This is a genomic window from Duganella zoogloeoides (assembly GCF_034479515.1).
GTDB classification, from domain to species: Bacteria; Pseudomonadota; Gammaproteobacteria; order Burkholderiales; family Burkholderiaceae_D; genus Rugamonas; species Rugamonas zoogloeoides.
In genome coordinates, this window is sequence record NZ_CP140152.1 from 3,607,534 (window position 1) to 3,621,303 (window position 13,770).

9 protein-coding genes are annotated in these 13,770 nt (G+C 69.0%); 5 read left to right on the top strand and 4 right to left on the bottom strand.

Annotated elements, in window-relative coordinates; translation table 11 throughout:
* Positions 1-92 precede the first annotated feature (92 nt).
* Both SR858_RS15880 and SR858_RS15885 read left to right on the top strand, forming a co-directional pair.
* On the top strand, positions 93-1,736 hold the full coding sequence (locus tag SR858_RS15880; protein WP_019919978.1) for a methyl-accepting chemotaxis protein: 1,644 nt from the start codon (positions 93-95) through the stop codon (positions 1,734-1,736).
* Complete coding sequence (locus SR858_RS15885) at positions 1,733-3,082, top strand: EAL domain-containing response regulator (RefSeq protein WP_019919979.1); 1,350 nt, start codon at positions 1,733-1,735, stop codon at positions 3,080-3,082. The genes SR858_RS15880 and SR858_RS15885 overlap by 4 nt, the downstream gene beginning before the upstream one ends.
* Positions 3,083-3,086: 4 nt before the next feature.
* Here SR858_RS15885 and SR858_RS15890 read toward each other — a convergent pair whose 3' ends face one another.
* Together SR858_RS15890 and SR858_RS15895 are read right to left on the bottom strand one after the other, a co-directional pair.
* Positions 3,087-5,456, bottom strand: a complete 2,370-nt coding sequence (locus SR858_RS15890) for an FdhF/YdeP family oxidoreductase (RefSeq protein ID WP_019919980.1) — start codon at positions 5,454-5,456, stop codon at positions 3,087-3,089.
* 96 nt (positions 5,457-5,552) lie between these two features.
* Positions 5,553-7,499: a sensor domain-containing diguanylate cyclase gene (locus SR858_RS15895; protein WP_019919981.1), complete on the bottom strand. Its 1,947-nt coding sequence runs from the start codon at positions 7,497-7,499 to the stop codon at positions 5,553-5,555.
* Positions 7,500-7,728: 229 nt separating this feature from the next.
* On the opposite strand from SR858_RS15895, the gene SR858_RS15900 reads away from it, so the two are divergent.
* The 3 genes from SR858_RS15900 to SR858_RS15910 are packed head-to-tail and all read left to right on the top strand — an operon-like array spanning position 7,729 to position 11,731.
* Positions 7,729-9,030: a c-type cytochrome gene (locus SR858_RS15900; protein WP_019919982.1), complete on the top strand. Its 1,302-nt coding sequence runs from the start codon at positions 7,729-7,731 to the stop codon at positions 9,028-9,030.
* Positions 9,027-9,503 (top strand): (2Fe-2S)-binding protein, encoded by a 477-nt coding sequence (locus SR858_RS15905; RefSeq protein WP_019919983.1) that lies wholly within the window; start codon positions 9,027-9,029, stop codon positions 9,501-9,503. Before SR858_RS15900 ends, SR858_RS15905 begins: the two co-directional genes overlap by 4 nt.
* Positions 9,500-11,731, top strand: coding sequence for a xanthine dehydrogenase family protein molybdopterin-binding subunit (locus SR858_RS15910; RefSeq protein ID WP_019919984.1), 2,232 nt, complete (start codon positions 9,500-9,502; stop codon positions 11,729-11,731). The genes SR858_RS15905 and SR858_RS15910 overlap by 4 nt, the downstream gene beginning before the upstream one ends.
* Before the next feature lie 34 nt (positions 11,732-11,765).
* On the opposite strand, the gene SR858_RS15915 is transcribed toward SR858_RS15910, so the two are convergent.
* Both SR858_RS15915 and SR858_RS15920 read right to left on the bottom strand, forming a co-directional pair.
* Complete coding sequence (locus SR858_RS15915; RefSeq protein ID WP_019919985.1) at positions 11,766-12,659, bottom strand: LysR family transcriptional regulator; 894 nt, start codon at positions 12,657-12,659, stop codon at positions 11,766-11,768.
* A 3-nt stretch (positions 12,660-12,662) separates the two neighbouring features.
* Positions 12,663-13,757 (bottom strand): alkene reductase, encoded by a 1,095-nt coding sequence (locus SR858_RS15920; RefSeq protein ID WP_019919986.1) that lies wholly within the window; start codon positions 13,755-13,757, stop codon positions 12,663-12,665.
* Positions 13,758-13,770 lie beyond the last annotated feature (13 nt).

The window sequence follows — 13,770 nt, forward strand, 5'->3', positions numbered from 1 at the left end:
CTGTACTCCCCCGCCATGGCGCGATCTGTAGCCATGGCGCGGCCGCGCGCGGCCCTATCCTGTAGCCTTCCACACCACCGCACAGGTCCCCCATGAAAACCTCCCGCATCAAGGTCGCCAACCTGCTCATGGCCGGCTTCGGCCTGATGTGCCTGCTGCTGGCCGCTGTCATCGCGCTGGCGCTGCAGGAGCAGGCCAAGCTCAATGCCGCCACTGCCGGCATGGCCGACGACCGCTGGCCCAAGATCGAACTGGCCACCGGCGTGCGCCTGAGGGTGACGGACATCGCGGTCTCGCTGCGCAACATCATGCTCAGCGACGACGCCGGCGTGCGCACGCAGGAGATCGACAACATCCACGGCTACCGGCGCGACATCGAAGCGGCCATCGCCCGGCTGGACCGCCGCGTGGTCACGCCGTCCGGGCGCGCCGCGCTGGCCCGGGTGCGCACCGCCTACGATGGCTACACGGCCGGCAAGGAGCGCCTGATCGCGCTCGAACAGGCGGACCGCAACGCCGAAGCCAACACCTTGCTCAACACCGAACTCAAAGCCATGCTGCAAGCGTGCCGCGCCGCGCTGGCGACCCAGATCGACAACGAGGTAGACCTGATGCGCCAGGCCCGCGCAGACGCGGCGCACGCCTACACCCGCAACCGCGCCACCATGCTGGGACTGGGCCTGGCGGCGCTGCTGCTCTCGGGCGCCGCCGCTGCGCTGATCATCATGCGCCTGCGCCGCGCCCTCGGTGGCGAACCTGACCAGGCCGCGCACACCGCCGCCCGCATTGCCGAGGGCGACCTGAGCGCCGCCATCGCGCTGCGCCCCGGCGACCAGGTGAGCATGCTGTACGAAATGGAGCGCATGCGTGCCAGCCTCGGAATGCTGGTGGCGCAGGTGCGCGCCGACACCGACCTGATTGCCGCCGCCTCCACCCAGATCGCCAGCGGCAATCTCGATCTGTCGGCGCGCACCGAGCAGCAGGCGGCCAGCCTGCAGGAGACGGCGGCGGCGATGGAACAGCTGACCGTCACCGTGCAACAGAACGCCGATCATGCGCGGCGCGCCAGCGACATGGCGCAACACGCGTCGCAAGCGGCCGGCAAGGGCGGCGCGGCGGTGGCAGCTGTGAGCGAGCGCATGGCGGCGATCCGCGCCTCGTCGGCGCAGATGGCCGACATCGTCGGCATCATCGACGCCCTCGCTTTCCAGACCAATATCCTCGCGCTCAACGCGGCGGTGGAGGCGGCGCGCGCCGGCGAACAGGGACGCGGCTTCGCGGTGGTGGCCGGCGAGGTGCGGCAACTGGCACACCGCTCGGCCGACGCCGCGCGCCAGGTCGGCACGCTGATCAAGGCCTCGGTGACGCAAGCCGATGCCGGCGGCGAGCAGGTGCGCGCCGCCGACGTGGCGATGCAGGACATCGTGACCGGCGTGGCGCGGGTAGCCGACCTGCTCGGCCAGATCCGCCACGCCAGCGCGGAGCAGCACCAGGGTATCGCCGCCTGTAGCGACGCCGTGGTGCAGATGGACCAGGGCACGCAGCAGAACGCCGCGCTGGTGGAGCGAGTCGCGGCCGCCGCGCAGTCGCTGCAGGAGCAGTCGGTGCGGCTGGCGCAGGCGGTGGGCCGCTTCCGCATCGCCGATCCGCGCCGGGCGCCCGCAACTGAACCGGCAACGTCGGCGGCAACGCCGGGGCTGCGGCTGGCGGGCCGGCTGCAACGGAGCGCGGCATGAGCCTCGCGCCCGGCCAGCCCTCGCTGCGGGTGGTCGTCATCGACGCCGACCGGCATGCCTGCGAGGATACCATTGCGTTATGCCGCCAATGCGGCGTACGCGTCAACGGTTGGGCACACGACGGCACGACCGGGCTGGAACTGGTCGAGTCGCTGCCGGCGGCGCCCGACCTGGTAATCCTCGACCTGCACCTGCCCGACATGGACGGCGCCGACCTGCTGCTGGCGCTGTCGATATTGGCGCCAGCCACCAGCGTGGTGATTTGCAGCGCCGTGTGCGAGCGAATCCAGGACGCGGCGCTCACATTGGCAATTGCGCTGGGCTTGCAGCCGCTGGGCATGGTACCCAAGCCGGCGCAGGCTCCGGCTCTACTGGCCACGCTCCGCGCATGCACCCGCGCCGGCCCCGCCAAGCAGCCACCGCCACGCCGGGAAGCACCGCCCACGCGGACGGTGCTGGCGGTGGATGCAGCGCAGGTGCAGGATGCCATCCGTAGCGGCCAGTTCAAGCTGCACTACCAGCCCAAGGTGGCGCTGCAAGGCACAAGCGCGCAGTTGCAAGGGGCGGAAGCGCTGCTGCGCTGGCGCCGGCCGGGCCAGGGCCTGCTGGCGCCGTGCGCCTTCCTGCCGCAGGTGGAGGCGGCTGGCATGATGGACCAGGTGACGATGGAAGTGGTGCGCCTGGCGCTGCGCGACTGGCAAGCCTGGAGCCGCGCCGGCCTGGCGCTGCCGCTGTCGATCAATCTGTCGCCGCTGTCATTGACCGACCCGCACCTGGCCAGTGAACTGATCGCCGCCGTCGCGCGCGCCTGCATCCCGCCCACTTACCTCACTTTCGAGATCGTCGAATATGCCGAGGTGGCCGACCTGGCCACGGCGCTGCGCATGCTGATCAAGCTGCGGCTACACGGCTTTGGTCTGTCGCTGGACGACTACGGTGCCGGCCATGCGTCGATGCTGCGGCTGGCGCGCTTTCCGTTCAGCGAACTGAAACTGGATCGCCAGCTGGTGCACGGGGCGTGGCAGCGCCCGCACGTCAGGCCGCTGCTGCGCCACGCAATTGCCACCGCGCGCGAGTTGGGGGTGACGTCGGTGGCGGAGGGTATCGAAACGGTGGAAGATATGACACTGCTGCGCGAACTCGGTTGCGACCAGGCGCAGGGCTACCTGGTGGCGCGGCCGATGCCGGCCGAGGCCATGCCCGGCTGGCACCTGGACCGGTTGCGCGCCAGCGCCCTTGCGCCGGCCTTGCGCCAGGAAGCAACGCAAGGCCGGGTATTGCAGCTGCGCCGCCCGGCCCCGTTCTCTGCGCCGGGCGGCGATCGGAAACGGTACCGCGGCTGGTGAAGACTCAGCGGCCGCCGCCGGCAGGCATGGCGCCCGGCGACAGCAGCACGGGAATCGATTTCGACGTGGGCGTGCCGGCGCCGTCGGCCACGCTGGCTAGCGGCACCAGGCCATTGGTCTCCGGGTAGTAGGCGCCCAGGCAGCCGCGCGGAATATCATAGGCCACCAGCATGAAGCCGTCGGCGCGGCGCACCGTTTCACGCTCGACCCCGTCATCGCCTTCCACCCACACGCTGCGCACATCGACCCAGTCGCCCGCTTTCATGCCCAGCATGTCGAGATCGGCCTGGTTGATGAAGATCACGCGGCGCATGCCGAACACGCCGCGATAGCGGTCGTCCAGCGCATAGATGGTGGTGTTGTACTGGTCGTGGGAACGGGTGGTCATCATCACCATCAGCTGGTCGCCATGGCGTTGGCGCGCCCGTGCAATCGGCGTATCGACCGCCACCGCGTGGGGAATGAAAGTGGCCTTGCCGCTGGCGGTGCGCCATTTCAGCTGGCGCGGTCCCACCGGCAGGTGGAAGCCGCCCGGCGCCGCGATACGCTCGTTGTAGTCGTGGAAGTCGTCGAACACCAGCGCGATATCGTCGCGGATGCGAGCATAGTCGTCGCGGTACGTGGCCCAGGCCAGGCTGTCGCGGCCCACGCCAGGACCAGAGCCCAGCGTGGCCTCGGCCATGCGCGCCACGATCGCCACTTCCGACAGCAGGTCCGGCGACGCCGGCTGGTTGATGCCATACGAGACGTGGACCATGCTCATCGAATCTTCCACCGTCACGCCTTGCGGCACACCCTGGCGTTCATCGATTTCGGTGCGACCCAGCGTGGGCAGGATCAGCGCTGCGCGCCCGTGCACCAGGTGGCTGCGATTGAGCTTGGTGGTGATGTTCACCGTCAGAGCGCACGAGCGCAGCGCTGCGTACGTCACCTCGGTGTCGGGCGTGGCGACGGCGAAATTGCCGCCCAGGCCCACGAACACTTTCACTTTTTGTGCAACCATGGCGGCGATGGTGGCTACCACGTCCAGGCCGTGGTGGCGCGGCTGGGCGAAGCCGAACACCTGTTCCATGCGGTCGAGGAAGGCGTCTGTCGGCCGCTCCTCGATGCCAACCGTGCGGTTGCCCTGCACATTGGAGTGGCCGCGCACCGGGCACAGGCCCGCGCCCAGGCGGCCGATATTGCCGCGCATGAGCATCAGGTTGGCCAGCATCTGGATGGTTGCCACGGAGTTCTTGTGCTGGGTGATGCCCATGCCCCAGGTGGCGATCACGCGCTCGCCTTTGGCGTACACCTGCGCCAGCTGTTCGATGGCGGCGCGGGGCACGCCCGATTCGGCCAGCAGCACGTCCCAGCTTTCGGCGCGCAGGTCGGCGGTAAAGGCATCGAAGCCGGTCGTATGCTCGGCGATGAAGGCCACGTCCAGCACCCGCGCGGCATTTGTAGCGACTGCCGCATCGTCGAGTTCCAGCACGCGCTTGGCCAGCGCCTTGATCAGCGCGAAGTCGCCGCCCACACGCGGCTGCAGGAACAGCGAGGCGATCGGGGTGCTCGACAGGGTGATCATTTCGACCGGGTCCTGCGGACTGGCGAAGCGTTCCAGGCCACGCTCGCGCAGCGGGTTGATCGATACGATGGTGGCGCCGCGCCGGGCGCAGTCGCGCGGTTCGCCCAGCATGCGCGGATGGTTGGTGGCGGGATTCTGGCCGAAGATCATGATCACGTCGGCATGTTCGAAATCCTCAAGCACCACCGTGCCCTTGCCCACGCCCACGGAGGCCGGCAGGCCCCGGCTGGTCGCCTCGTGGCACATATTGGAGCAGTCGGGAAAGTTGTTGGTGCCGTAGGCGCGGGCGAACAGCTGGTAAAGGAAGGCCGCCTCGTTGCTGGCGCGGCCCGACGTGTAGAACGCCGCCTGGTCGGGGTGCTCTAGCGCCTTGAGTTCGCGCGCCACCAGGGTGAACGCGTCGTCCCACGACACCGGCACGTAATGATCGGTGGCGGCGTCGTAGCGCATCGGCGCGGTCAGGCGGCCATGCTGTTCGAGTTCGTAGTCCGACTGCGCCAGCAGCTCGGTCACGCTGTAACGGCTGAACAAGTCGTTGGTCACGCGCTTGCTGGTGGCTTCCGCCGCCACCGCCTTGACGCCGTTCTCGCAGAATTCGAAGGTGGAGCTGTGTTCGCGGTCGGGCCAGGCGCAGCCGGGGCAATCGAAGCCGTCGGGCTGGTTCTGCGCAAACAGGGTGCCGTACTTGCCGGCGGCGACGCGCTCGCGCCACAGGTTGAGGGCCACGTATTTGAGCGCCCCCCACCCCGCCGCCGGATGGGTATACGGCTCGATCCGGCCCGCAGCTTCAGTGTGTTTGGTACCCATGTCGTCGATGCTCCTGTAAAAATCGGTGGTTCCAGCTTACCTGCCCGGGCGCCGCCATGGCCGATACAGTTCGCCTGCGCGGCGACAGGCACAGTGCTATGCTACCAGCTTGGCCGGATCGACGAACGGCATCGCAGTGTCGAAAAAGCGGAACGTGGCGCGGCCGGCCGCCTTGGCTTCGTACATCGCCATGTCGGCCTGGCGCAGCAGGTCGTTGATGGTGTGGTGCTCCTGGCAGAACAGCACCACGCCGATGCTGGGAGTGCTGAGCAGCTCGTGGCCGTCCAGCAGGTAGCAGCGGCTGAGCGCCTCCAGCACCTTGCCGGCCACCGAGGCCGCGTTGTCGAGCGCAGCCTGCTGCTGGGTGCCCAGGTCTTCGAGCAGGAGCACGAATTCGTCGCCGCCCAGGCGCGCCACGGTGTCGGTCTCGCGCGTGACTTCCTGCAGGCGGAAGGCCACCATCTCCAGCAGGCGGTCGCCCATGTCGTGGCCCATGGTGTCGTTAAGCGACTTGAAGTTGTCGAGATCGACGAACAGCACGGCGCCGTGGCTGGCGCTGCGCCCGGCCTTGGCAATGGCGTGGTGCAGGCGGTCGAGCAGCAGGCGGCGGTTGGGCAGGTTGGTCAGGCCGTCATAGAACGCCAGGTGGGCGATTTCCGCTTCCGCCAGCTTGCGGGCGCTGATGTCCATGCGGGTGCCCAGCATGCGCAGTGGTGTGCTGTCCGGCGCGCGGTCCACCACCCTGCCCCGGCTTTGCAGCCACACCCAGTGGCCGGCGCGGTGGCGCATGCGGTATTCGGCCTCGTACGAGCGGCTGCTGTCGGCCAGGTGCGCGGCCAGCGCGGCGTCCAGGCCCGGCATATCGTCGGCATGCACCAGCGGGCGCCAGTCGAGCAGCACGCGGTTCTGTTCTTCCAGCGTGTAGCCCAGCATGGCCGCCGAGCGCGCATCGACGCTGCGCACGTCGGCCACCATGTCCCACTCCCACAGGCCCAGGTTGGCGCCGTTCAGGGCCAGCTCCACTTTTTCGGCAGCGGCGGCCTGCTCGTCGGCGCGCAACCGCGCCAGGTCGTCGAGCGCCTGGCGGCGGCGGTGCACCAGCGCCAGCGTGCCGGTGGCGCACAGCGCGAACAGCAGCCAGGCCAGCGCGCTGGTCCAGGCCATGCTGCGCCAGCCCTGGGCGATCATGGCGGGATCGCGCCCCAGGCTCACTACCAGCGTGTGGTCCAGCCCCAGCCCGCCCATGAACATGGTGCGTTGAACCATCAGGCGCGGTGCGCCATGGGCATCCAGGCCGTCGAAGGCGGTGTCGGCGCGGCCGCTGCGCTGGTGGCGGCTGAAGAACGGATCGGGCAAGGTGAGCGCGCGGCGCATCGCCGCCGGATCGGCCGGCACGTACAGGATGCGCCGGCCGCTGTCCTCGATGATGGCGCTGTTCATGTCCGGCGCATACAGGGCCGAGCGCATCACGGCGTCGAAATATTCGGGGTTGAGGATGGCGATCACGGCGCCGTTGTTGGTGCCGTCGGCGTGCATCAGCGCCATCGACAGCTTGATGTTGAAGACGCCGGGCGTATTTTCGTAGGGCTGCGACAGGTAGAGGGTGTCGGCGTCGCGCATGGCGGCGACCTTGCTGGTGTAGTTGCTGTCGTCGAGGCGCACGTCGCGCAGGTCGTCGTCGGAGCTGACGATGGCGCCATGGCGGTCCACCACCAGCAGCGCGCGCACGCCGGGCATGGCGCGCTTGAGCGACTGCAGCAGCAGGCGGCGGCAATCGGCGGTGCACATGCCGTTGGCGCGGAAGGCGTCGCGCGTGCTGTCGAGCGCACTGCGCACGCCCTCGAACTGGCGGCTGAGGTTTTCGTCGATGATCAGGGTTTGCAGCCGCATGCGTTCGATGTTGGAGGCGATCAGCAGCGCGCGTTCGTTCCAGATGAAATAACCCATCATCAGCGCGCTCACCAGCAGCACGGAGCACAACACCAGCCATTCTGCTTTTACCGTGCGCAGCACGGGCAGCTTTTTATCGTTATGCACGAACATGTTCTCTCCTGGGGGACAAACAGCAGGACGGCGGCGCCGACCTGTAGCCAATATAGAGCGGTCCGGAAGTTGGCGAAATCGCACCTTGGTAATGCCGACTCATACTAAGGTTTAGCTTCAGGCATGTAAGCCCCGCGCGCCCATTCCAGCGCGGAATAGCAACTATTCCTTCAGGCAGGTTACAACTGCGCGTCGGCGTGGCACGATCCTGTTATCAATGGAGGAAGACATGAAACGCAAGACCAAATGGATAGTGGCCGGCGCGGTGCTGCTGGCCGGCTGCGCCGGCGCGGCCGCCTGGATGCTGGAGCCGGCGTTCGCGCCCATCGCGCCGCCGGCCGCTGCCAGCTTTGCCGCGCAGGCGGTGGCGCGCGGCGCGCGCGTGGTGGCCCAGGGCGACTGCATGGTGTGCCACACGGCGGCCGGCGGCCAGCCCTTTGCCGGCGGTCTGCCGCTCAAAACCCCGTTTGGCACCATCTACACCACCAACATCACGCCCGACGCCGGCACCGGCATCGGCAACTGGTCGGCCGCGGCGTTTACCCGCGCCCTGCGCCGGGGCGTGGCGCGCGACGGCCATCTGCTGTACCCGGCCTTCCCCTACATCCATTACACCCGCATGTCCAACCAGGACATCGAGGATGCCTATGCCTACCTGATGACACGCACGCCAGTGCAGGCCACGCCGCCTGCCAATGAGCTGATTTTCCCGCTCGGCTTCCGGCCGCTGCTGGCCGGCTGGAACCTGCTGTACCTGCATCCCGGCCCGGTACCGGCCGACAGCAACCGCAGCGAAATCTGGAACCGGGGCCGCTACCTGGTGGACGGCGCCGGCCACTGCGCCTCGTGCCACAGCGCGCTCGGTCCGATCGGCGGCGAACGCAGTCCCGCTTTCAGCGGCGGCAATATCGACGGCTGGGATGCGCCGGCGCTCACCGCCCTGCTGCAAGCGCCGCGTCCGTGGACCGAGCAGCAGCTGGCGCTGTACTTGCGCCACGGCTGGTCGCCCGAACACGGCGCGGCGGCCGGTCCGATGGCGCCGGTGGCGCACAGCCTGGCCACCACCCCGCCCGAAGATGCAGCAGCCATCGCCCACTACATCATGTCGCTGCAAAGCCCTGCTGCCACGCCGGCGGCAGCGGTCAGTCAACCCGCCGCCAACGATGCGGTCCTGGCGCCGGGCCGCGCCCTGTTCTCAGGCGCCTGCGCGGGCTGTCACACGACCGCCGCGCCGATGATGGCGGCCGGTGGCCGGCCATCGCTGGCCCTGAGCAGCGCGGTGGCCGGCGCCCGGCCCGATAACCTGATCCAGACCATCCTCAACGGCCTGCCATGGACCCATGCCGGGCAAACGAGCTACATGCCGCCGTTTGCCGGCACCCTGACCGATGCCCAGGTGGCCAGCATTGCCGTATATGTGCGCACTGAAATCGGCCAGCGCGCGCCGTGGCAGGACGACCAACGGCGCCCGCTCGACGCGCGCGCCATCAAACAACGCGTGACCGCCATCCGCAAGGAGAACCAGCAATGACCACCAGCCTTACCGTCAACGGCGTGCAGCACACGCTGGCCATCGATCCCTCCACACCGCTGCTGTACGCGCTGCGCAACCAGCTGGAACTGAACGGCGCCAAGTTCGGCTGCGGCCTGGGCCAGTGCGGCGCCTGCACCGTGCTGCTGGACGACCAGCCGGTGTTCGGCTGCCTGACGCCGGTCGCCGCGTGCGAAGGCCGCAAGGTGCGTACCATCGAAAGCCTGGGCACCCAGGCCAAACCCGGGGCCCTGCAGGCGGCGTTCATCAAGCACCAGGCCGCGCAGTGCGGCTATTGCATCGCCGGCATGGTGATGCGCGCCCAGGCCCTGCTGGAAAAGAATCCGCACCCGAGCGAAGCGCAGATCCGCGCCCACATGGAACCCAATCTTTGCCGTTGCGGCACCCACATGCGCATTCTTGGCGCGATCCGTGAAGTGGCGCAAAAACCTACCGCAGCGAGCCAGAAATGACGATAGCAGAACAACCGATCGACCCGCGCCGCCGCGCCGTGCTGCGTGCCGGCGCCCTGCTGGTGAGCTTCAGCCTGGTGCCTGCCGCGCGCGCGGAATTCAACGGCATGGGTGTGCCGCCCGTGACCAACCCCAAACTGCCGGGCAGCCTCAGTCGCATTCCGATGCTCGATGCCTGGATCCGCATCGCGCCGGACGGCAAGACCACCGTCTTTACCGGCAAGGTGGAACTGGGCACCGGCGTGCGCACCGCCCTGCTGCAGGTGGCGGCCGAGCAGCTGGACATGGCGCCGGCGGCCATCGATTTTGTCACCGCCGACACCGGCCGCACGCCCAACGAAGGTTTCACCGCCGGCAGCCACACCATGGCCGACAGCGGCACCGCGCTGCTGAACGCAGCGGCGCAGGTGCGCGCACTGGTCGTCCAGGGCGCCGCCGCCCAGTGGAAGCTCGACGCGGCCCTGCTCACCACCCGTAACGGCGTGGTCACCGCGCCGGACGGGCGCCATATGCACTACGGCGCAGCCGTGCGCGGCATCGACCTGCACCGGCCCGCACAGGAACAGTCGCCCCTGAAGGATCCGCGCAAATACACCGTGATCGGCGCGTCGCTGCCGCGCGTGGATATCCCCGCCAAGCTGACCGGCGGCGCCGCCTACGTGCAGGACATGCGCCCGCCCGGCATGGTCCACGCGCGCGTGGTGCGGCCGCCAGCGTACGGCGCCACCCTGCTGTCGGCCGACACGGCCAGCGTGGCCCGCATGGCCGGCGTGGTGAAAGTGGTCGTCGACGGCAATTACCTGGCCGTGGTGGCGCGCGACGAATGGCAGGCGGTGCTGGCCATGCGCGCCTTGAGCGCCAGCGCCAAGTGGCGGCCCGGCAAACCGCTGCCGGCGCAGGAAACCATCCACGCCACGCTGCGCGCCCTGCCCTCCCAGGACATCACCATTGCCGACCAGCGCGGCGCCACCGGCGCGGCCGTTACCACGCTGGCCCACCGCTATTCCAAGCAGTACGTGCTGCACGGGTCGATCGGCCCGTCGTGCGCGCTGGGCCACCTGGTCGAAGACAAGCTCACGATCTGGACCCATACCCAGGGCGTGTACCCGCTGCGCGCAGCACTGGCCGAACTGGTGGCGATGCCATTCGAATCGGTGCGCTGCATCCATACCGAAGGCTCGGGGTGCTACGGCCAGAACGGCGCCGACGACGTGGCGGCCGACGCCGCCCTGATCGCCCGCGCCCTGCCCGGCGTGCCGGTGCGGGTGCAACTGATGCGCGACCAGGAAAACCAGTGGGAGCCATACGCGCCGGCCATCAGCTCGCAATTGAGCGCGTCGCTCGACGCCAGCGGCAAGATCTGCGACTGGCAGTACGAACTATGGAGCGGCTCGCACAACGAGCGTCCCGGCAACGCCGGCAAACTGATCCCGGCCACGCTGCTGGCGCGCCCGTTCGTGCCCAGCCCCTCGGTGCCGATGCCGATGCCCGAGGGCGGCGGCGACCGCAATGCGATTCCGCTGTACGTGCTGCCGAAGTCGCGCGTGGTCAACCACTTCCTGCCGGTCACACCGCTGCGCACCTCGGCCATGCGCTCGCTGGGCGCCCACGTCAACCTGTTTGCCATCGAGAGCATGATGGATGAACTGGCGCTGGCTGCCCGTATCGACCCGGTGCAGTTCCGCCTGCGCCACCTGGACAACGAGCGCGCCCGCGCAGTGATCCAGAGCGCGGCCAGCAAGTTCGGCTGGGACAAGAGGAAAGCGCGCCCGGACCACGGTTTCGGCTTCGCCTTCGGCCAGTACAAGAACATCATGGGCTACGTCGCGATCGCGGTGGAAATCCGGCTCGATCGCAGCACCGGCGACGTGCGCATCGTGCGGGTGGTGGCGGCGGTCGATTGCGGCCAGATGGTCAGCCCGGACGGCATCCGCAACCAGATCGAGGGCGGCATCCTGCAATCGGCCAGCTGGACGCTGTACGAGCAGCTGCAGTTCGGCCCGCAGGGCATTGCCAGCGTGGACTGGGCCAGCTACCCGATCATGCGCTACTCGAACGTGCCGGACCAGGTGGACGTGGTGCTGATCGACCGCCCCGGCACGCCGCTGCTGGGCGTGGCCGAAGCGGCGCAGGGGCCGATGGCCGGCGCGCTGGGCAATGCCCTGGCCAACGCCACCGGCAAGCGCTGGCGCGACCTGCCGCTGGCAGGCCCGCACCTCAGGTCATAAGACGCGGCACTGCGCGGCCAGCGCGTGAAGGGGGTCAGCGCGCGGCCAGCGCACTTTCAACAAAGGCGGCCAGGGCGCGCGCCTTGGCGCTGGTCTTGCGGCCCGACGGGTACACCGCCCACAGGTCGACGGCGGGCAGGCGCCAGTCCGGCAGCAGGCGCACGACCTGGCCGCTTGCCAGTTCCGGCGCAAACATCCATTCGGTGGCCACGGCCACACCCATGTGCGCCAGCACGCCGGCGCGCACGCCCTCGGCTGCCGATACCAGCAGCCGCCCGCGCAACGCCACCGGCACGTGCTCGTCGCCGCGCACGAACATGCTGCCAGCGCCATTACCATTGCCGGGCCGGTCGTACACCACGGCCTGGTGATGCTGCAGTTCCGACGGGTGCGCAGGCGCACCGTAACGGTCGATGTATGCCGGGGTGGCCAGCAGCGCGCGCGGACCGCGCGCGAGCCGGCGCGCAGTCATGGCGGAATCCTTGAGGTGGCCCAGGCGCAGCGCAATGTCGGCGCCGCCTTCGATCAGGTCGGCATTGCGGTCGTCCAGCACCAGGTCGAGCGTGAGGTCGGGGTGGGTCTCGAGAAAGGCAGGCAAGTGCGGCATGATATGCAGCCGCGCGAACGTCACCGGCACATGCGCCACCAGGCGCCCGGACAGACTGGCGCCTACGCCCCGGGCGCCGGCTTCGGCGTCGTGGAAGGCGTCGAGCGCGCGGCGCGCGCCCTGGTAATAGGCCATCCCGGCCTCGGTGGGCGCGAGGCCGCGGCTGGAGCGCAGCAGCAGCTGCACGCCCAGTTCGGACTCCAGCTGCGCCACCGTCTTGGAAATGCTCGGCTGGCCGACATTGAGCTGGCGCGCGGCGGCGGAAAAAGTACCGGACTCCACTACCTGCACCAGCGTGCGCATGGCTTGCCAGCGGTCCATCACCTAGCCCAGCGCCGGGTAGTCGGTATAGCCGCGCGCCGTGCCGCCGTAGAACGAGTACGGATCCGGTTCATTGTACGGACCGCCCGCGGCAATGCGCGCGACCAGGTCGGGGTTGGCCACATAGGCGCGCCCGAACGCCACCATGTCCGCCTGGCCGCCGGCCAGCAGTTCCTGCGCCGCCGCCGGCGTCATGCCCGCATTGGCGATCACCACGCCGGTGTAGCTTGACCGGATGATGTCGAGGATTCTCGGCATGTCTGGCGTGCCGCCCCAGGCATTGGTGTCGGCGCCATGGATGTAGCCGATGCCGCAATCCTCGAGCAGGCGCGCCACTGCACCATACGTCTGCGCGGCATCGGGATCGGTGGCATTGTTATAGGCCGCGAAAGGCGAGATACGCACGCCCACGCGGTGGGCCGGCAGTACTTCCAGCACCGCCTCGACCACCAGGCGCAGGAAGCGCAGGCGGTTTTCCAGACTGCCGCCGAATTCGTCGGTACGGCGGTTGACCACGGGCGAGAGGAACTGCTGGATCAGGTAACCATTGGCCGCGTGGATCTCCACGCCATCCAGGCCGGCGCGCACCGCGTTGACCGCACCGGTGCGAAATTCCGCCACGGCGGCATAGACCTCCTCGGTGGTCATGGCGCGCGACGGCGACGCCGCGATGCGGGTGTAGGTGCCGTTGCGCAGCGCGCCATACACCTGCAGCAGGCCCAGGTCGTCGTTCACGCCCGACGGCGACAGCGGTTCGCGGCCCTGCAGCAGTGCATACGAGCTGGCCCGGCCGCTGTGCCACAGCTGCATGAAAATGCGGCCACCGGCAGCGTGCACCGCCTCGGTCACGCCGCGCCAGCCGGCCAACTGCGCCTCGTTGTAGATGCCGGGCGCCAGTTCGAACGCGGCCGAATTGGGCGAGACATTGGTCGCCTCTGTGATGATCAGGCCTGCCGTGGCGCGCTGGCCGTAATATATGGCGTTGAGCGCGCCCGGCACACCGTCGTCGCCGGAACGGGCGCGCGTGAGCGGCGCCATGGCGATGCGGCTGGTGAGGGCGAGATCGCCGAGTTGGATGGTGTCGTGCAGCTGTTTCATGGCGGTGGTCCGT